The sequence below is a fragment of the Povalibacter sp. genome (assembly GCF_036520495.1).
In the GTDB taxonomy this organism is placed as follows: domain Bacteria; phylum Pseudomonadota; class Gammaproteobacteria; order Steroidobacterales; family Steroidobacteraceae; genus Steroidobacter.
This window is the reverse complement of the sequence record NZ_DATDJO010000064.1, coordinates 15,286-34,492: the sequence shown is the minus strand read 5'-3', so window position 1 is coordinate 34,492 and position 19,207 is coordinate 15,286. Positions and strand designations below refer to the sequence as shown.

Here is a 19,207-nt window from a genome sequence, read left to right as displayed (position 1 = left end):
GCCGAATCGGGTACGTCGGAGTTCGTAACGTGGTCCTGCACCGGGACACCTTGCCCTTGGGGCCCCACGGACGTCGCGCACGCGCTCGTATGGCCTGATACCGTTGAGACGATCAGCCAGCGCCTTGGATACAGCGTTTCCAAGGGCGTCTATCTGCCCAGCAACGTAGCCACTGGCACGACCATTAACGTGTCGAGTGGCACAGCAACCGTCTATGCCGGCACTCCGGGAGCGAACTCTCACTACTCACTCACCACGATTACTGCTGGCGGCTCCTATGTGGTGCCCACCATAGCGACTGGGGAAGTGATCAGCGTGCAGAGCGGATCCGCCTTTACCTTCGAGATCGCATGGTCAGTGCCGGAGCAACCGGAAGACCCGTCAGAGCCAGGGAATCCCACCGACCCCGTCGGCTCGACCTCACAGTTTGTGACTTGGTCATGCACGGGCAGCCCTTGCCCATGGGGCCCGACGGATATTGGCCACGCCCTCGTATGGCCGGAGTCAGCTGCAGCTACTGCAAATCGCCTCGGTTACAGCGCATCCAAGGCGGTGTACCTGCCTAGCAGCGCTGCAAACGGCGCGACGGTGAAAGTGCTGAGCGGAACGGCAACCGCATATGCCGGCCTTCCCGAGGGGAGTGCTCACTACGCCCTCGCTACGATCAGCGCCGGTGGCACCTACGAGATTGCCGGCCTCGCGGCAGGGGAAGTCGTAAGTGTCCAGTCAGGCGCCGACTTTACCTACCAGATCACTCTTCCGGAGCCTGGGGAAACGGGACCGGGAGGACCAACGGATCCGACAGATCCGACAGATCCGACCGACCCGACAGATCCAACGGACCCCAACGATCCTGGCCCTGTTGGCCCCGTATCCCAGCTCGTGACCTGGAGCTGCACCAGCACACCGTGCCCGTGGGGCCCCACGGATACCAATCATGCCCTCGTCTGGCCGGAATCGGCCGCCGCTCTCAACCAGCGTCTGGGCTACTCGGCCTCTGCACCGGTTTATCTGCCAGCCAGCCTTGCCAATGGCGCCATGATCTGGGTTAACAGCGGCACGGCCAGTGTTTATGCAGGTCAGCCCAACGGGAGCAGCCACTATCTGCTGACGACTATCAGCACCGGGGACTACTACGAGGTCTCAGGCTTGGCAGCGAACGAAGTTCTAAGCGTTCAGAGTGGCGCTGCGTTCACCTACCAGATCGCCCTGCCGGACCCGCCGCCTCCGGGCGAGCCGCGTGACATCGTGCACTCGGTGCCGGCATTCTGGCGCTGCGACCTGACGGGCTGCACCGACGACGATTGGGTTGCGGCCGTGGTCTCATGGCCATCGTGGGCCGCTTACTCCAGCAACAATCGCTCAGGCGATCAGTCCAGAACAGTGTACTCGGGCTCCGGGGAGCTGCTGTACCCCTATATGGGAACCTGGGCAAACGGATGCGAAGTGACCGCGGAATCGGGCATCGTCCTCATCATCGAATGGGAGCGCGGCACCAACGTATGGCGCGAGACATGGTTGGGCCCAGGCGAGACTCACACAATCAGCCTGACGTCGCCGGAAAACGGCGCGATGATCGAAACGTACGACTACTCCCCTGGCTTCAGCGTGTCGCTCAAGAACTGCACGCCACAAGCCCTGCCTTAACAACTTCCTGACCATCCTCTTCAGCCGGCGCGGAATTCATCCGCGCCGGCTGAGGCGCAAATTGCGCCTCAGCCTGTTCCGCTCTGGCACTATCCGTGCGATTTTCAGAGCAGTAGCCAGCCACCCACACTGCCTGCGCTGCAATCCCGTCAGGCCTTCTTCAATTGTGAATCCGGTACCATCAACGGCCATACCGGGAATGCAACCATTGCAATCCTGATCTGATCCTCTGGAGATCCCATGTCCGCCGCCCCAACCACGACAACCACTGAGGCCAAAGAAGCGCAAGAGAGTCAACAGAAACGCCCCTGTCGTTTCTGTTCCGCGCAGTTGAGCACGACCTTCGTCGACCTGGGCATGTCGCCGCTGTGTCAGACGCATATCACCCCGGAGCAGCTCAACTCGATGGAGCCGTTCTATCCCCTGCACGCCTATGTGTGTGAGTCGTGTTTCCTGGTGCAGCTGGAGGAATTCGTGGCGCCGGGTGAAATCTTCAGCGCGGAGTACGCGTACTTCTCATCCTATTCGGACAGTTGGGTCGCTCATGCCAAACGCTATGCCGAACTGATGATCGATCGCTTCGGCCTCGGCAGCGGCAACCGCGTCATGGAAATCGCCAGCAACGACGGCTATCTGCTGCAGCATTTCAAAGCGCGCAACGTACCGGTATTGGGCATTGAGCCTGCGGCCAACGTGGCCCAGGCAGCCGCCGAAAAAGGCATTCAGAGCGTGGTGAAATTCTTTGGCCAGCAAACCGCACGTGAGGTAGCCGCCGAGTTCGGGCCCGCGGACCTGCTGCTTGGCAACAACGTTCTGGCGCATGTTCCGGATCTCAACGACTTCGTCGCCGGCATGAAGCTCCTGCTGGCGCCGCAAGGCGTCATCACAATGGAATTTCCGCACCTCTACCAGCTGATGAAGCTCAACCAGTTCGACACGATCTACCACGAACACTTCAGCTACCTCTCGTTCTTTACCGTGGAGAAGGTTTTCGCTGCACATGGCCTGACTCTGTTTGACGTCGAGGAGTTGCCGACCCATGGCGGCTCGCTGCGCATCTACGGACGGCACACCAGTGACACAACAAAACCGGTATCAGATCGCGTGACGGACTTGCGTTCCGGCGAACTGGCTGAAGGCTTCGACAAGGTGCATACGTACCTGGGATTTGGCGAACAGGTGAAAGAGACCAAGCGCAAGATTCTGGAGTTCCTGATCGAGGCCAAGCGCGCCGGAAAAACCGTAGTCGGATACGGCGCACCGGGCAAGGGCAACACGCTGCTCAATTACTGCGGTATTCGGACTGACTTCATCGACTTCACAGTCGATCGCAATCCGCATAAGAAAGGCAAGTACACGCCAGGGACACATATCCCCATCCTGGATCCGGAAGCAATCAAAACCGCCCGACCGGATTACCTGTTACTCCTGCCGTGGAATCTGGCAGAGGAAATCATCGCCCAATGCAGTTATATCCGCGAATGGGGCGGCCAGTTCGTACTGCCAATTCCGTCGGTCCGCGTGCTGCCGTAAGCCAATGGGTAGCACTGGTCACCGAATACAATTCGGCCTGATAAGCCCGTATACGGGGTCCAATCTCGGAGATGCAACGATCCTCGAAGGACTCATCCGTCATCTGCAACAGCGAGTCCCGGAGGCTGCAATCGTCGGCGTCACACTGGATCCCCGGCGCTTCTCCAGCATTCATGGCTGGCCGAGCGTGAACCTCACATTGACGCCGCGCGCGTTCTATTACTCACCCCCCGCCAACGGCGGCGCTGCCGGGTCTGGACAGAGTGCACTCGAGCAGAGTGAATCCCCGCGGGCTGTCTCGGTTGGGGCACGGATCAAAGCCACGATCAAGCGCTCGTCGGTGCTTCGGTCCGCCTGGAATCTAGCTCGCGCCGCACGACGCGCTCTGCACGTCTCTCGCCACGAACTCACTCATCTGAGACAGGCGATCGGCACCGTTCGCGCCAGCACCTCGCTGATAGTTGCCGGCGGGGGGCAATTCGACGAGGAGTTCGGCGGACCGTGGGGCCATCCGTACAGCTTGGCGAAGTGGAGCAAGCTCGCCAGGCTGTTCAACCGACAATTCTTTGTTGCTGGCGTCGGCGTTTGCGAGCTGGATTCAAACCGTTCGCTATCTTTGGTACGAACTGTGCTGCGCAACGCTGCGTCAGTCACTGTTAGAGATGAAGGCAGCCTATTGTTGACACGAAAGATCAGCCCGACGTCGGAATCCCGGATGACGGCAGATCTGGCGTTCCTGATGGCGTCCGGTTGGAAGCGTTCCTGGCCATCACCCACCCCGGCAGCGTTAACGATCGGCGTGAGCCCGATTGCCTTTGCTCGCGAGGGAAGCTGGCCAACTGCCAATCCTGCTCTGTTCGACCGTTACCAGGCAGAGCTCATCGAGTTCGTCCGCACATGTGTGGCTCGGGGCCACCAGGTCCGACTGTTCTGTACTGATGAGCCCGATAGACGTGTCGCGAACGAAATACTGAAGCAGACGGGCAGCGCATCATCAAGCCAACCCGCCCCCGTCCAGCTGGTTCCGATGTTGTCTGTCGATGAGCATCTGGAATTCATGCGTCAATTGGATATCGTCATTGCCTCCAGGCTCCATGGCGTAATACTCGCGCACCTGGCCAGCACCCCGACGATCGCCGTGTCGTACAGTCGAAAAGTCCGAGCACACATGGAGTCCATTCACCAGCTGGAGTATTGCTGCTCGGTTGAGGACTTTACCCACTCCGGACTCACCAAACTCGTAGCCGACCTCGCTACTCATCCCAACGACGTGGCAGAGCATCTGCGCAACGAATGCAATCAGCGAAAGTCAGCTGCATCAGCAGATATCGACAATTTGCTCACGCTTGCGCATATACCCATGGATGATTCCTGTGCCGAGCCGGCATGACCCCTTCCCGCCGATCAACATCCATGACCACGATTGCCACGCCTCTCGTCACCGTAGTGACGCCGTTCTACAACTCTGAGGAATACCTCGCCGAATGTATTGAGTCGGTGCTGGCACAGACCTACCAGAACTGGGAATACGTGCTGCTCGACAACTGCAGCACCGATCGCTCAGGTGAGATTGCTCAGCAGTATGCCGACCGCGACCCTCGCATACGCTTCATCAAGGCGACGGAGTTCGTTGGCCAAGTACCCAATTACAATCGCGCACTGCGCCAGCTATCCGATGACAGCAAGTACTGCAAGATGGTCCAGGCTGATGACTGGATCCTTCCAGATTGTCTGGAAAAGATGGTGGCGTGCGCGGAATCCGACCCCAAGGTAGCGGTCGTGGGTGCCTACTCTCTGTATGGGGAGCAGTTGGGCCACGTAAGTACCCCCTTCCGCAAGAGCGGCATCTTTGACGGTAAGGAAGCTGTCTATCTGTATCTGAAGAACCCAGAAGGATTTCTCGGCTCGCCCACCTGTGTGCTGTATCGTTCCTCGGAGGTCCGGCGGCGGGATCCTTTCTTTATTGAAGATAGTCCATGCGAAGACGTGGACGCATGCTTCGAAATCTTCCGAGAGCATTCATTCGGCTTCATCTACCAGATTCTGTCGTTCAACCGCCGCGACAACGATTCTCTCTGGGCACGAATCAGGTCCTACCGCCCGACAGTCATGCACAGGGTCTATCTGCTACACCGCTACGGCAAGGGCATCCTGACGAAGGCGCAGTTCAGCGAACTCCAGCAAGTCGCGGAGAACGCGCTCTACCGTGTCTTGGGCGAGGCAAGACTGACACCTAGCTACCAGAAACTCCTGAGCTTCTATCAGCAAAGCCTTGCGCTCGCGGGGGTACATCTCAACCCCTGGCGAATCTGGACAAAGACGGCCAAGCATGGCCTGAAAACATTTGGCAATCCTGCAAGCACCCTGCCTGCATTGATTCGTCGGGATTGACAGGCCTACCGTGAGCACGACTGGCAAGACTCTTATTCGTAGCGGGGCAGCGCGCGTTGTTCATACGGTTCTGTCCATAGCCGTCGCATTCTGGATGCTGCCCTTCCTGATCTCGCATTTGGGCATGCACTCGTACGGCCTGTGGGTGGCGATAGGTACCCTTACCGCCAACTACTACCTGCTGGATGTCGGATTGGCGAGCGCCGTCACGCGCAATGTAGCAGGCGCTCTGGCAACGAACGACTCCCAACGCGCTAACCATGTCATCAACACTGCTCTATGGATCTACCTCGCCATCGCCGCTGTCGTGGCCGTGTGCGCCGTGGGAATGGCGTTTGCGGCGCAGTTGTTCATCGAGCGCGCTGGCGACATCGCACCGGTTCGTCAAGCGGTGTTGATCACCGGACTGACGCTCGCGTTGCACTTCCCTTTCAATGCCTTAAGCGGAATCATTCAAGCGCGCGCACGCTACGATCTCCTGGCCATCGCCCAGGTGCTGACCCTCGCCTTTCAGACCGGGGCCACGGTTGTACTGATTCGTGGTGGCTACGGCATTGTGGCTCTCGCGTGGATAGGGGCGGCCTCCGCGGTTCTGAGCAACTATCTCCACTTGCGAATTGCCCGCTCACTTTTCGCAGACTTGACGTTCAACCGATCATTCGTGAATCGGCAGACTGCCCGCAGTCTCTTTGGATACAGCACATGGTCGTTCGTTGCACAGCTTGCCGATCAGGCGAGATCTGGCATTGACCCGTTGGTAGTCGGGCATGTGCGCGGCGCCGAACAGATCACGCGCTATAGCGTCGGCTCGCGACTCGTCGACTACACATTGCAACTGCTCTACCGCGCCACGAACACGGTGACGCCGGTCCTCACGCGGATGCTGACGCAGGGACGAGCACAGGACACGCATGCAGCCGTCTCCATCCTATTGCGAATCAACGTGGTCCTTGTGGTCTTCGCCGCTGGCGCCCTGATCACCTTCGTCCACAACTTCCTGACTCGCTGGATGGGCCCTGGATACGATACATCTGCCACCGTGGCCATCATTCTGATAGCGGCTAAATCCTTTGAGTTTTCTGTGGCACCGCTCGACTCGCTGCTGTACGCGGCCGCCAAACACAAATACCTCTCGATCATTCTGATGATCGAAGGAGCAATCAATGTGGGGCTCAGCCTGATCCTGGGTCAAACATATGGATTGATTGGCGTCGCTCTCGGCACGGCGATCCCACTGATTATTTTCCGGGTCCTGGTGTTCGTGCCGATGACGGCCAGGATCACCGGCATCCCTCTGAGCAAAATTGTCATGGCTTTCGCACGGCCGGCGGCCATAGGCGTGCTGATCATGACCGTGCTCGCCGCGGCCTATCACAGCAGCGAGCAGCCAATCAGCTACCTCGCTTTTGCGATTGAAGGCCTGACCGCGAGCGCGGTGTACTTTCCTCTGATGTTCCTGTGTGCGTTCTCGAAAGAGGAAAAGCGCAGAATCCTGAGTGCCATAATGGCATCGCTGGGCATGCAGCCGCGTCAAAGCAGCTGAGCGAGCTAGTCAGGGAGACGCGGCTACCAGTCGCCCGCATAGCGCTACGTAACTACCCCCTGGTAAACACGTTGGAGACGCGCAGTATTTCGCGGTAGAAGGACGCCTGACGCCATGCACTCGTGTAACTCGCGGCACGCAGAAGTGTCGTGGCGGCGTAAACTCTATCGCCGCTTTGCCGCAGTGATTGGCTGTTTTCAAGCAACCGCGCCACCTTGGCCGAATTGATGTCGGCGGCGTGGATCATCCCGGCAAAAGCATCCAGAACAGCCAACTGCTGCTGGGCAGCAAACCGCGCAGTATGTCCAGCGGTCGTACTGCGAGAGTGCTTGCGGTATAACTGCAAAGGTCGGGCGATGCCTACGAATCGGCACAACCGTGACAGTCGCAGCCAAAGATCCCAGTCTTCTGCAAGCCGCAAGCCCGGATTCCAGCCGCCAGCGCGTTCGACCCACTCACGCGGTGCCAGCATTGTGTTGATCAATACCATGCTGGTCGATCGCAGCAGTGAAATCACCATCCACTGAGCTTCCTCTCTGCCGAATTCGGGCGGTAGTGTTTCGCCACCCCACGTACGGTTGCCGCCTTCGCAAACAAACCGGCGGACTCCACCGATAACGACGGTACGCTCACCAGCCATAGGCCACTGACATTCCAGTTTGTCGGGGACCCAAAGATCATCCGCATCCAACAATGCGATGTACCGGCCTTTCGCTTCTGCCAGCCCCCGGTTGCGCGCGGAACTGACCCCAGCATTTTTTTGCTGAATCACGCGAACCCGTCGATCGGCCTTAGCCAGTTGCTGAGCCAAGTCCCCGGTCGCATCCGTCGAACCGTCATCGACGATGATGAGCTCAAGGTCAACGAATGTCTGCTCCAGCACCGAAGCAACGGACTCCTGCAGCGTCTCCTGGGCGTTGAACGCTGGCATCAAAACGGACACCGCAGGAACTGCTTCAGTCATAGCTCCATTTCTCGGAGACCCAACCGTTAGTGCTCAAGACCCAGAGTCCATTTCGTCAAGATACGCAATGCCTGACCGAATGAAGCGGCACCCAGTTTCCACGCCTGCGTAAGGTGCGCCAGACACTCCCGGTCGCGCGAGCCGGTCTGGTAATCCGCCAGACTCAGGTGATAGTCACCTACACTTCGCAGCAGCTTCTTTCGCCTGACGTCATCCGTCTCGGCGGATGCGAGTTTGGCGCGACTCAGGATTTTGTACTTCAGAATATGAGCCGTGCGATTGCTCATATTCGAGTCGTGCATACGCCGATCGAAGCCCACGTCCCGAAGAAAACCGATGGGCCCGGCGCCCGCCACTCTGTATATCAATTCGTAGTCTTCACTGGCCTTCAACTCTTCATCGAAAGCGCCCAGTCCGCGCAACACATTCGTACGGTACATCGGCGAATTCGAGATATTGAAATTTTCCTCCAGCAGAATTTCCCTCGCCACCGCCCCCGGCAAGATCACCGGCGATGCCGGTCCGTGTCGGTCCAGTTCGCGCAGCAGCAGCGGACAGGTCTGGAAATGTGTCTGAAGAGCGGGCGTCTGGCCAGTAAAATTTCGATAGTCCGTCAACGAAGCGACGATAGCGGGGATTGATTGAAAACATGCGACTTGGCTGGCGATCTTCTCCGGCCGCATCAGATCATCCGCGTCAAAAAATGTTACAAACTCGCCGCTGGCATGACGCAGCCCTGTATTCCTCGGCCCGGAGCAGCCACCACTGTTCGGCTGCTGCAGCAGGATGACGCCGCGACCGTAATCCTGGACCACTCGCGCAGTAGCATCGGTGGAGCCATCATCGACGACTATGATTTCGACCGCCGGATAAATCTGGCGCGAAATACTGTCAAGCGTCGCCTCGATCAACGATTGCACGTTGTAGGCTGGTATGACAACCGTGACCAGCGCCGCCGAAGTGTCACGCTCGGATGATAGGGATTGAGAGCGCACACATGCGTTGGTTGGATGCTTCACTGATGCCTAGCCTATACAACGAACTGCCGGACTGCCCGCTAGCGTCCCGCCAAACCGAACTGATCAGTCGAGGAGCATAGATAGCCCAGCCCCTTGCACTCCGCAAACTACATCGCAAATGTGATCACGGACCTCACCAGGCACGATACGGTTCCTACCAGCCGTGGCGCATGAGCATCAGCGCGATCATTCTCTGCGTACGTACACCGTCGAGCCGGACGGCCCGCCCACGACGGCCTCAAGCCCTCTATGACCGCAATTCGCCGTAGGTATCGCTAGCAAGGCGCAAGTATCGTAGGTTGCGAAACCTGATAGCACCCACGAAGTGAACGAAGATCGCCTTTTCCTTCATCCGCTGATAGGTCTTCCAGCCACTCGTAATGTAACCGTTCTGAAGTGCGTCCAGATTGGTTGCATTGGGTCTTGCTCCGAGCAGCACTGCCCAGAGCGACTGCTCGATCTCCCACCCGCTCATCAGCGACGGACACTCGCGCTTTATCCGCTCGAGTATGCGGATCAGCTCACCCTCCTCGACGTCGTTGTATACGCCCATGACTCCTGAGTTGAAGTTGGCGATGTCCACGCGCGAGAAATCGAAACCGAGGCGGTGAAAGTCCTGGGCCTGCTGGCTACCACCGCCGCCATAAAAATAGGAGGGTTCCGTCCGCTTCATCCAGTCCAGAATGAACGATGGAGATCGGCAGCAGATGATGTCGGAATCGATCATCACCACGCGCTTGTGACGGTAGCGATAAAGAATATTGAGGAGCTTGAACTTGAGAATCTTGTGATTGATCGGCAACGTCGGAGCGAACAGGTCGGGCAGAAACTCAAAAATCTCCGGGTTCGCGGCAGACTTGATCAGGGCGTCGCTCTCCTGAACGCTCAGTATTTCAACCCCCTTGATGTGATGCGCAATCTCCCGGCAGCCTTCCTCATCGATCGAGCCGTCGTTCTGCACGACGACGCGAAAGTTGTTGCAGAAGCGCAGCAGCGATTTGGCCGCAAGGATGTACGCCCTGCGGTCGCGATTCCCAAGCAGGGAATACAGAACCGTATCGGCGTCGGGTGTGGTACGCATCGGCGGCGTCGACAGCACGCGGGAGAACACCAGATTGGAGTTCTTCTGCAGCAGGCGATTGTAGATGTGAAAGACCGTATCGTTGAGCGTGCGCATTGGATCTCTGGGCCGTCGGCTCTTCATTCTGACCTTTATCGGAAATTTCCATGACAGACGCGGAGTGAGTGTCCGCGGGCCGAACAATGGCCCGTATGTCGGATGATTTCGTCGATTTCAAATCCAAGTTTAGCGCGTCCGGTACCTGACTGCTGCCTGCAAGTCCGGGCACGAGACACACGCAACAATGCACGGCGGCTGTTTCGTGACGCAGGTCCGGATTGATGCCTATGGCATCGACAACCGGTCATCTGACCAATAGCCCAACAGTGCGGTATCCGACAGTTCAAACGCGATCGGCAGGGAGGCGGGCTGTGACCAAATCTACGAGTCTGGGGCCATATTCCCTGCGATAATGCCCGTTGATCTTGCGCGCCACGAGCAACTTTAACGATGTGCGGAATCTGCGGTTTTGTGTCTACTAGCGGGCGCCTCCACGAGCGCAATCTGCTGGCCATGAGTGACAGCATCATCCGTCGCGGGCCCGATGGCGCGGGGCATTACTTCGACGGCACAGTCGGCCTGGCAATGCGTCGTCTTGCAATCATCGACCTGGAAGGCGGGCAGCAACCAATCTTCAATGAGGACCGATCTGTCTGCGTGGTCTTCAATGGCGAGATTTACAATTATCGGGAGCTGCGTCAGCAGTTGATCGACAAGGGCCACCGGTTCGAGACTCACAGCGACACCGAGGTCATCGTGCATCTGTACGAAGAGTACGGCGCCGAGCTCCCCCGCCATCTTCACGGCATGTTCGCGTTCGCGGTGTGGGACCTCCGCAAGCACACTCTGCTGCTCGCCCGGGACCGCCTTGGCATCAAGCCGCTGTATATCGCGCGCACGCCCTCCGGCATCCTGTTCGGGTCGGAGATCAAAGCGCTGCTCGCGACCGGACTGGTCGGGTCGACGCTGGACTGGCAGGGCCTGGATGAATACCTGACCTACACCAACGTCCCGTGCCCCCGCACGATCTACGCGGAAATTGGCCAGCTCGAGCCAGGTACAACCGTCACCATCTCCCAGAACGGCGAGATGCGCCATGCTCGTTACTGGAGCGTTCCCCAAGTACCTTCCCCGGCACGCAGCGAGGCACAGTGGCTCGACGATTGCGAACAGGCACTGAGATCGGCGGTCAGAAGTCATCTGGTCGCCGACGTACCGGTCGGTGCCTTCCTGTCCGGTGGGGTCGACAGCGGCATCATGGTCGCGTTGATGGCCGAAATGATGGATCGCCCCGTTGAGACATTTACGGTCGGCTTCAAAGATGCTGGCTCCTCCTTTATCGATGAACGCAAGTACGCTCGCGCACTTGCCCAGCGCTACAAGCTCAACTATCACGAGATCGATGTAACTCCAAATCTGGAGGAAATAGTCTGGGAGATCGTCAACGCTTTCGACCAACCGTTTGCCGACGACTCGGTGGTGCCCTCCTACTACGTCTCGCAGATCGCCGGACGCAACGTAAAGGTAGCGATGACCGGCCTGGGAGGCGATGAACTCTTCGCCGGATATCGGCGTCATCTCGGCCTGATGCTCGGCGAGCGCTACGCCCGCATCCCACGCTGGCTGCGCGACAATCTCATCCGTCCGATCGTGGAACGCCTCCCGGAATCGAGCAATTCCAGCGACGCCATCGATCATCTCAAGCGGTTCGTTCGCGCTGGAGGAGCTCCCGCGCATCAGCGCTACCAGGACTCGCTGGCAACGCTGTCCTGGCAGTCGCGTCAGCAACTCTACACTCCGGACGCGGCTCGACGGGTGGACCGCGCGACCACAGACAACGTCATCATTCGTCCGTTCACGGAAGGGTCCGTCGATTCGATCCTGGAGCGCGCGTTGCGCACGGATCTGCAGACATACATGGTCGACGATATCCTCACGCTGTCCGACAGGCTCAGCATGTGGCACTCGCTCGAACTGCGCGTACCCTATCTCGATCATCGCCTCGTCGAACTGGTGGCAGGTATCCCTGCGAATCTCAAGATTCGCGGCAACACACAGAAGTATCTGCTGAAGAAGCTCGCAGAACGCTGGCTGCCACGCGACATGATCTATCACAAAAAGCAGGGATTCGAGGCGCCGATGGGCCGCTGGCTGCGCGGTCCGCTGCTGCCGTTCTTCGATAGCGTGGTGAATAAGGCCGCCGTGGAGAGCTCAGGTGTGTTCCGTTACGAGGAGATTCGACGCCTGCGCGATGAGCATGTGTCCCTCAAGAAGAAGCACAGCAAGGTACTGTTCTCCATCCTGAGCTTCATGCTGTGGCAAACGGCGCAGTCGACCTCCGCCCGCGCTACGAACTCCGCAGCCGCATAACCGAGCAGCCGAATGCAGTCCATCGAAAGTCCGGCCGCCCCGGCGATTTCAGTCGTGGTGCTCACCTACAACAGGATCGAATCGCTCACGCTACTACTGGGCGAACTCAGCCAGCTGCGCTATCCCGGCCTCGAGATCATCGTCGTCGACAACTGTTCCGAAGTACCAGCTGCGTCGCTGGCAGCGACCTACCCCAGCGTCACCTTCATACGCTCACCGGGCAACATCGGTACCGGTGGACGGAACATCGGCATGTCCAGAGCCGCTGGCGAGATCGTCGTATGCCTGGACGACGATGTCACCGGGCTCACCGACGAGGCGCTCTGGAAGCTCGGGCCGATGTTTCAGGACCCCGTGATCGCCGGGATCTGTTTCAAGGTGATCGAAGCAGTCACCGGTAATATCACGAACTGGGTACACCACAAACCTGTCGAGCGTTTTGCGGACGCTACGTTCGCGACGTACGAGATCACCGAAGGTGCGGTTGCATTTCGCAATCAGGTGGCCGCTGCCGCAGGCTACTATCCAGAGAGCTTCTTCATCAGCCACGAGGGACCCGACCTCGCATTCCGGATCATGGAGCTCGGGTACGATGTCGTTTACAACCCGGCGATTTCCGTGATCCACGCATACTCGCCCCTGGCACGAACATCCTGGCGAAATTATTACTTCGACACGCGCAACACGCTGTGGCTGGTCGCTCGCAATACGCCCTTCGCTTTCGGATGCAAATTGTTGATCCGTCAGCTCGGCGCCATGTTCATCTACTCGATCCGTGACGGCTTCTTCCTGTGGTGGCTCCGCGGCGTGCGCGATGGTCTTTGCGGATGGAACAAGGCAATGCGTGAACGCAGAAAGCTGAGCCGGGCAACGATGAAGCGCATCGCCGAAATCGATGCAGACCGCCCGAGCCTTGCCTACCTCCTGCGCAAGCGCCTGTTCCAGCGTGGCATCAGGATCTGATCCACGCGTTGGCAGGCGACTGGGCATCAACGCGCATGCCGCTCGCGACCCTCCAGAGCACCAGCGGCAAATCGACACCGGATTCGACCGCCGCCTCGACTGCAGACAGGACGGGCATCACTTCTTCCACGACCAAGTCCCCGCTACTGCCCCGGGCGAAGCGCACAGTCGCACCCCCATGCCAGCATCGACGGCTCAGTTCGCGCTGGGCGAGCCGCACCATGCACGATACAAACAGAGCATCACAGTCCGATGCCCCCGGCATCGACACGAAATACTGGATCAGACTGCCTTGAGCGCACACGCATGACAGCAACCCGGCTGCGGGCTCTCGACCTGCTTCGGTCTGGCAGTGGGAATCCTGCGCTTGATCTTCATCCTGACACCCTCGTTGTGGCAGCAACGCCGCCTCGCGCGCCGGATGGTCCCCACGCAGACTATCCAAGTCGTTGGCAGCCGACTGATCGCATGCAACCATCAGCACTGAGCCTCTTGCGTGCTGAATCATCGCCAGATCCGCCACGTCAGCCGCGCGAACATCCACACCTTGCCGCCTGACTGACGACCATGCGGCCACGGTTCCCGGACTCGCATTGAGCAGCATGACAAGACTTCTGCGCGCCGAATCGGAGACGCCTCCGAGCGAACTCATGTCAGCAGGTGCCTCGCGGTGCACTCTGGCTCTGAGGAAGCGCCCCATCCGCCGCACTCTTGCCATCACGTGTGCGCCGCGGCGCCTGTGCCAGTGAAAGTGGCGATTGAATCGCACAAGAGAGGCAAAACGCGACTTGAACCGCTCATCACCTCGCGTGAAATCAACCTCGTGTCGTCCCGTGTCGCGCGCATGCTGAACCAACCGCCGGAGCAGCACCTCGCCGGGTGAATGCTTTTTTTGCGTAACGTCGAAAGCCGGCTTGTACCAAAGCAGACTCTCTCCCGAGAGCAGGCCATAATGCTGCGCAACTACGACGCCATCCAAGCGAAGAAGCGAGTAGTGAATGCCGCCAGCCGGCGCCAATGCCGCGGTGAGCCCTTCGTAGAACCGTCGATTCGCAGCAGAATGAAACAGACTGGGGCTTGAGGTCTGCTCCCAACGCGTAATGTGCTGGGCATACAGACCGGGCAGATACGCCAGGATTTGCGCAGCGTTCTGTGAGGTCTCGAACACCACGTCGCCGGTGCGCCTCAGGCTGCGCTCGCTTCGCTCTGGACCTGGTTTAGCGAGCACACGATCGACGCCTGCCGCGTTGCAGCGTATCCGCAGCGTCGGACATGCGGTGACATTACCGGGTATCAATCGATTGTCGCGCGACGCGCGATCCACCAGACACAGCCCCAGGACCGAAAACTGCGGAACATCGTGAAGCGCCATCGACTCACCATGCGGCAGCATTCGCTCGATGGCATCCAGGAGCGCATCTACTACACGCGCACTTCCCTGCCAGGAGAGGAAAGTTTGATAGTCGGAATAGTCGTCGCCAAGAATCAACCAGTCACCGTCGCGAGTGCGATCGCCTGCCTGCGCTCGCATCAACGGAGCCAGACCTACAAGCCGAGTTCCCTGACGCGCGGTCAAGATCCTGATTTCGCTTCCCGAGGACCGGAACACTCGGGCGAATGTCTGCAGCCATTCGCGCCGCTGAAACACCGTGGCATCCGGCGACTGCCGCAGCAATTCATCCCATTCGAACGCATCGATCGATTCCAGGGAATCGATCTCGGAAATTTCCAAGCGGCCGGATACCTGGTCGACGCCGGCGAACCGGGTCATACCTTGCAGATGGAGAAGCGATACTTGCTGTTCCGCTCCTGCACCAGGCGTTCCATGCGATTCAGGCGGACACGCACATCGTCCCCGAATTCCTTTCGTAGAACGGCCTCAAGCTCCTCCCCGGTTTCCGTGGTGTATTGCGGTGACGGTACGACATTCAGAACGAACTCATCGAGTTTCTCCTGAACGATCTGTAGCTGGCCTATGCCGGAGATAGCGGTCAGGGTCTTCTCCACAAGCGATATACCCGCCACCCGCGAGCCGTCGCGGCGCTTGAGAAAATCAGCCGTGCGCCCGCTGAGTCGCTCCATGAGCGGCAACCCTCGACCACATTCACACTGGCGCTGCGATGGCACCCCCATGTCTCCCACGGCATAACGGATAAGCGGCATGCCGCGATTCATCAGGTCCGTCACCACGATCCGGCCTTCCTCGCCGGGCAGTGCGGGCATTCCGTCCTCACGCACGAACTCGACGAAGACGTGCTCGGAGTTCAGATGCATGCCGCCATGCACCTCGCATTCGCTCGCTATCAGACCCACTTCCTCGCACCCGTACCGATTCGTGACAGATGCGCCGAACGCGGCTTCAATGACCTTGCGCTCGCTATCGATGAGCATCATAGACGTCGAGATGATGCCGTCGACCGCAGGGACCTGCATGTCGCGCTGCTGAAGGAACTGGGCAAAAATGAACAGCGAATGTGCATGGCCGAACAACATTTCAGGCTTCAGTCTGCGCATCGTTTCTGCGAACTCGGACATTGATTGGTCGTCGAGACGCATCGTGTCGAGATAGATCAGGCGATCGTGGAACGTGTTGCGGATCTTCTCCTTGGGCGTGCGCGGTACGGGAGGCGATCCCCACAACCCCGCAACCATCGAACCTGGCCGCCAACCCGCCCATCCGTCCGTGCGCATGGCAGCAGCGTTGCGCGCCTTCTGGCATGCCTCGTCGAAATACACACGAAGCGCCACCCCGGTCGATCCGCCGGTCTTGGCACCAACTAACCTGTCAGTAGCAAATTCCGATGAAACAAGATCCGCGACATGGGCGCTGACATCGGCTTTTGAAACGATCGGGATCTTTGCCATATCCTCCGGGCGATGGAGCTGGGGCGGACTCGTCCAGCGCTCGCGGTAAAAACGGCAGTGCTGGTACGCATAGCCCGTGATGGAACGCAGGCGCTCCAACTGCAGCTGCCGCAACTTCTCAGCCCCCCAGTACTGCGAGCGACGAAGCGACTGCAGTTCGCGCAACCGTCCGGTCCCGTCCCAGAGATCCCAAATCGGGTATGTCACGTACTCGCATACCGCTTGCCACATGGTTTTCACTGTCCCGATGGTTCCCGTTCGTCAGCATATCCGTCACGGCGCGCATTTTATCCCGACTGCAAATGCGTAGCTCTGTAACGCATCAAAGTTGCAGACTCAAAGTGGCCGCAGCCGGGAAAGCCACCGCCACCCCACTTCGACATCGCGATAATTGGGATGAGACGGGCGTGCGGAATCATGAGCTGAGCAACGGCGGAAGGAACCGGGCATTCAGATAAAGACCCCCGTGAGCAGAGTGATGCAGTATCACGCTCGCTGTGAACTGCGTCACAAGATACTGTCCGGGAATGCCCAACAATTGTATCTCGCGACGATTCGCCGTCGGAGGACTACATAAGGCGTGGGTAAAAGCGGCAGCGCGACCGGTGGATTCGTCGCATGCAGGCGACGATCCGGTAGGATTCTGTCGGTGCATAACGACGACTTCCCTATGAGCCGGAGTATCGACAGTATTGGCCCGTCGGATTCACATGTTTCTGCGTATGTCGGGGTACGTTTTCAGGGAGTGTCCGGGGGCATTGCAAAGCCTCTGGCGATATAAAGAGCGCCACCCGCATCTTCCACGGAATCGGCCTCCATTTAGTCATCGAGGGTTTGGTCAATGAAACTGCATCTACAGTCCTTGTGCGCACTTGCTGTCGCGTCTGTCCTGGCATCGCACGCATATGCGGCGCCCTCGGTCTCGCAGGCATCGGGCACCTTCTCGAACGGTAGCTCCGTTACGATAACGGGCAGCGGCTTCGGCACGAAGTCCACGGCGGCGCCGTTGGTCTTCGATAACTTCGAATCAGGCAACAGCGGATCGAAGCTCATGACCGCGAAAGCCGTGGTCGGTCAGTGGCAGGATGGGGCAGGCTACGATATTCCCGTGTATTCGACCGCCCAGGCTCGCGGCGGATCCAAATCCGTCAAGCTCTCAACTGCCGGCGGCGCCTACAACCTATCCGTCAATCAGAACGGCAACTTCCCTGTCGTCTATATGGACTGGTGGGTGAGAGTGCAGCAGAAGGACAACATGTCGCGCAACTGGAAGCCCTGGCGCATATATGGTGCGAATGACACCATGCAGGCGAATGCCGTGGTCATGTGTAACGGCACCGGCTTGAGTGTCGAGAACGGCGGTAGTGGCGGCGGCTTCTGGTGGGAAGGCGGCAGTTTCAGCAATGGTCAGTGGCAGCATTACCAGGTAGCCCTGAAAGCCTCGTCTTCGGCTGGTGCTGCTGACGGCGTGGTGATGCAGTACGTCAACGGAAAACTCGTCAGCAATCACACGGGTGTTGTGACGCGCACTGGCTCTTCGCACTGGAACCAGATCCGCATCGGCCACTATTGGGCAATGGACGGCGTATCGGAGTGCGGCTCCAACAGTGGCGCCGACATTTACCTGGACAACGTGTACATCGACTCGAATTGGGCGCGTGTGGAAATTGGCAATGCGAGCACCTACGCCACATCCACGGTACGCGAGGTTCAAATACCTACTAGTTGGTCGGCCAATTCGATCACGTTAAACGTGAACGCCGGAGGGTTCAGCACCGGCTCTACTGCGTATATCTACGTGGTGGACTCCAGCGGCAGCGTCAACAGCAGCGGCATCCCCGTGACGATCGGCGCGGGTGCGTCCAAAACGCCTGCGGCGCCGAGTAATGTCTCTGCGAACTGATCATCCTGACCAAGTGCCCTTCGAGGGAAAAAGAAGGCGGCCTCATGGCCGCCTTCTTCATTTTGATGGTGGACCTCATGCAGGAAGCGGAGAGCCCGCAAGCTACAAAGAACTCGCCGGCAAAAAACGAATCAGGCCCGGCGCTTGTAACCGGCCAGCAGCCCTACCAGGCCCAACCCAAGCAGGGCCCACGTGCCTGGCTCTGGCACCGCTGTAACAGAAACACTTGCCGGAGCGAGAGCCAACCGGCCCCAATCCCCGGCTAGAATCGCAAAACTCATCGATGTGAAGTTCATGAGCAGGACTGACACTGGGTCGGTAAGGCCCTGAAAGAATGCTGCGTCGACCGCGGGACCGCTGCGAGCATCCAGGAACGACAACTGCCGCGACCCCTGCGCTATTCCGAGCGCAGAGTCATAGGAGAACATTGACGTCTGGTCGCCGCGCAGCTCGCCCAAGGCATACTCCTCAGCCCACAGCAACGCTCCGTCGGCAAAAAAACTCAGGCCACCGACGCCGATGCCGTCGACCGAATAGCGTGTCAGCGTTTGCGCTGACGTCGGCGCCAGCTGCCCCAATGCGTAGTTCGCGACCCCGAAGGTCGCGCTGTCCATCGTCCACGATCCAGTAATCGTCAATGGAACAGCGCCTGATCCGGTCCAATTCGTGGGCGAGCCGGGCGAGGTATTCACCCCGAACTCGACATCGAAACGAATCATTGCGGCCTGAGTCACTGATGCAATACCCAGCAGTGCAACGAACAATCCTGATCTGATCATGGAAGTCTCCCTGTCGTTCAACGCAACCAACCAGTGCACATGCCAGGCCAGCCACGCCGCGCACTGACATAACAAACACTTGGAAGCTTACATCCGAGCCGGTGCCATAC

General features: G+C 59.0%; 15 protein-coding genes. 8 read left to right on the top strand and 7 right to left on the bottom strand.

The features are described from left to right. Positions 1-588: 588 nt before the first annotated feature. From VIZ63_RS21850 to VIZ63_RS21830, 5 genes are all read left to right on the top strand, one after another. Positions 589-1,647 (top strand): hypothetical protein, encoded by a 1,059-nt coding sequence (locus VIZ63_RS21850; protein WP_331611929.1) that lies wholly within the window; start codon positions 589-591, stop codon positions 1,645-1,647. 357 nt (positions 1,648-2,004) lie between these two features. Further along, on the top strand, positions 2,005-3,180 hold the full coding sequence (locus tag VIZ63_RS21845) for a methyltransferase domain-containing protein (RefSeq protein WP_414703828.1): 1,176 nt from the start codon (positions 2,005-2,007) through the stop codon (positions 3,178-3,180). A gap of 4 nt (positions 3,181-3,184) precedes the next feature. After that, on the top strand, positions 3,185-4,570 hold the full coding sequence (locus tag VIZ63_RS21840) for a polysaccharide pyruvyl transferase family protein (RefSeq protein WP_331611927.1): 1,386 nt from the start codon (positions 3,185-3,187) through the stop codon (positions 4,568-4,570). Between the two features lie 23 nt (positions 4,571-4,593). Next, the gene (locus VIZ63_RS21835; protein WP_331611926.1) at positions 4,594-5,571 is read left to right on the top strand and encodes a glycosyltransferase family 2 protein; all 978 of its coding nucleotides are present in this window, start codon (positions 4,594-4,596) and stop codon (positions 5,569-5,571) included. 10 nt (positions 5,572-5,581) lie between these two features. Further along, positions 5,582-7,114 (top strand): lipopolysaccharide biosynthesis protein, encoded by a 1,533-nt coding sequence (locus tag VIZ63_RS21830; RefSeq protein ID WP_331611925.1) that lies wholly within the window; start codon positions 5,582-5,584, stop codon positions 7,112-7,114. A gap of 52 nt (positions 7,115-7,166) precedes the next feature. Here VIZ63_RS21830 and VIZ63_RS21825 read toward each other — a convergent pair whose 3' ends face one another. The 3 genes from VIZ63_RS21825 to VIZ63_RS21815 form a co-directional block, all read right to left on the bottom strand. Further along, the gene (locus VIZ63_RS21825; protein WP_331611924.1) at positions 7,167-8,078 is read right to left on the bottom strand and encodes a glycosyltransferase family 2 protein; all 912 of its coding nucleotides are present in this window, start codon (positions 8,076-8,078) and stop codon (positions 7,167-7,169) included. A 26-nt stretch (positions 8,079-8,104) separates the two neighbouring features. Then, the gene (locus tag VIZ63_RS21820) at positions 8,105-9,097 is read right to left on the bottom strand and encodes a glycosyltransferase family 2 protein (protein ID WP_331611923.1); all 993 of its coding nucleotides are present in this window, start codon (positions 9,095-9,097) and stop codon (positions 8,105-8,107) included. Between the two features lie 247 nt (positions 9,098-9,344). After that, positions 9,345-10,274 (bottom strand): hypothetical protein, encoded by a 930-nt coding sequence (locus VIZ63_RS21815; RefSeq protein ID WP_331611922.1) that lies wholly within the window; start codon positions 10,272-10,274, stop codon positions 9,345-9,347. A gap of 393 nt (positions 10,275-10,667) precedes the next feature. Here VIZ63_RS21815 and asnB point away from each other — a divergent pair, with 393 nt between their 5' ends. Then, positions 10,668-12,587: an asparagine synthase (glutamine-hydrolyzing) gene (gene asnB / locus VIZ63_RS21810; RefSeq protein ID WP_331611921.1), complete on the top strand. Its 1,920-nt coding sequence runs from the start codon at positions 10,668-10,670 to the stop codon at positions 12,585-12,587. Between the two features lie 12 nt (positions 12,588-12,599). Further along, the gene (locus VIZ63_RS21805; RefSeq protein ID WP_331611920.1) at positions 12,600-13,550 is read left to right on the top strand and encodes a glycosyltransferase family 2 protein; all 951 of its coding nucleotides are present in this window, start codon (positions 12,600-12,602) and stop codon (positions 13,548-13,550) included. Here VIZ63_RS21805 and VIZ63_RS21800 read toward each other — a convergent pair. The 3 genes from VIZ63_RS21800 to VIZ63_RS21790 form a co-directional block, all read right to left on the bottom strand. Next, the gene (locus VIZ63_RS21800) at positions 13,540-15,321 is read right to left on the bottom strand and encodes a GNAT family N-acetyltransferase (RefSeq protein WP_331611918.1); all 1,782 of its coding nucleotides are present in this window, start codon (positions 15,319-15,321) and stop codon (positions 13,540-13,542) included. The genes VIZ63_RS21805 and VIZ63_RS21800 overlap by 11 nt on opposite strands. Beyond that, entirely contained in the window at positions 15,318-16,646 is a 1,329-nt protein-coding gene (locus VIZ63_RS21795) for a hypothetical protein (protein WP_331611917.1), read from the bottom strand. The genes VIZ63_RS21800 and VIZ63_RS21795 overlap by 4 nt, the downstream gene beginning before the upstream one ends. Before the next feature lie 588 nt (positions 16,647-17,234). After that, entirely contained in the window at positions 17,235-17,468 is a 234-nt protein-coding gene (locus VIZ63_RS21790; RefSeq protein ID WP_331611916.1) for a hypothetical protein, read from the bottom strand. Between VIZ63_RS21790 and VIZ63_RS21785 the strand changes: the two genes are divergently transcribed. Beyond that, positions 17,380-18,318, top strand: a complete 939-nt coding sequence (locus VIZ63_RS21785) for a hypothetical protein (RefSeq protein ID WP_414703827.1) — start codon at positions 17,380-17,382, stop codon at positions 18,316-18,318. The genes VIZ63_RS21790 and VIZ63_RS21785 overlap by 89 nt on opposite strands. 131 nt (positions 18,319-18,449) lie before the next feature. On the opposite strand, the gene VIZ63_RS21780 is transcribed toward VIZ63_RS21785, so the two are convergent. Beyond that, complete coding sequence (locus VIZ63_RS21780; RefSeq protein ID WP_331611914.1) at positions 18,450-19,097, bottom strand: PEP-CTERM sorting domain-containing protein; 648 nt, start codon at positions 19,095-19,097, stop codon at positions 18,450-18,452. Positions 19,098-19,207 lie beyond the last annotated feature (110 nt).

Excerpts from the sequence above, each read along its gene's own strand:
- VIZ63_RS21805 (WP_331611920.1), top strand. The coding sequence starts at position 12,600 with ATGCAGTCCATCGAAAGTCCGGCCGCCCCGGCGATTTCAGTCGTGGTG.
- VIZ63_RS21800 (WP_331611918.1), bottom strand. The coding sequence starts at position 15,321 with ATGACCCGGTTCGCCGGCGTCGACCAGGTATCCGGCCGCTTGGAAATT.
- VIZ63_RS21790 (WP_331611916.1), bottom strand. The coding sequence starts at position 17,468 with ATGAGCTTCGATCCGCTGTTGCCTGATTCGAAGTTATCGAAGACCAAC.
- VIZ63_RS21840 (WP_331611927.1), top strand. The coding sequence starts at position 3,185 with ATGGGTAGCACTGGTCACCGAATACAATTCGGCCTGATAAGCCCGTAT.
- asnB (WP_331611921.1), top strand. The coding sequence starts at position 10,668 with ATGTGCGGAATCTGCGGTTTTGTGTCTACTAGCGGGCGCCTCCACGAG.
- VIZ63_RS21845 (WP_414703828.1), top strand. The coding sequence starts at position 2,005 with ATGTCGCCGCTGTGTCAGACGCATATCACCCCGGAGCAGCTCAACTCG.
- VIZ63_RS21815 (WP_331611922.1), bottom strand. The coding sequence starts at position 10,274 with ATGCGCACGCTCAACGATACGGTCTTTCACATCTACAATCGCCTGCTG.
- VIZ63_RS21780 (WP_331611914.1), bottom strand. The coding sequence starts at position 19,097 with ATGATCAGATCAGGATTGTTCGTTGCACTGCTGGGTATTGCATCAGTG.
- VIZ63_RS21795 (WP_331611917.1), bottom strand. The coding sequence starts at position 16,646 with ATGTGGCAAGCGGTATGCGAGTACGTGACATACCCGATTTGGGATCTC.
- VIZ63_RS21835 (WP_331611926.1), top strand. The coding sequence starts at position 4,594 with ATGACCACGATTGCCACGCCTCTCGTCACCGTAGTGACGCCGTTCTAC.
- VIZ63_RS21825 (WP_331611924.1), bottom strand. The coding sequence starts at position 8,078 with ATGACTGAAGCAGTTCCTGCGGTGTCCGTTTTGATGCCAGCGTTCAAC.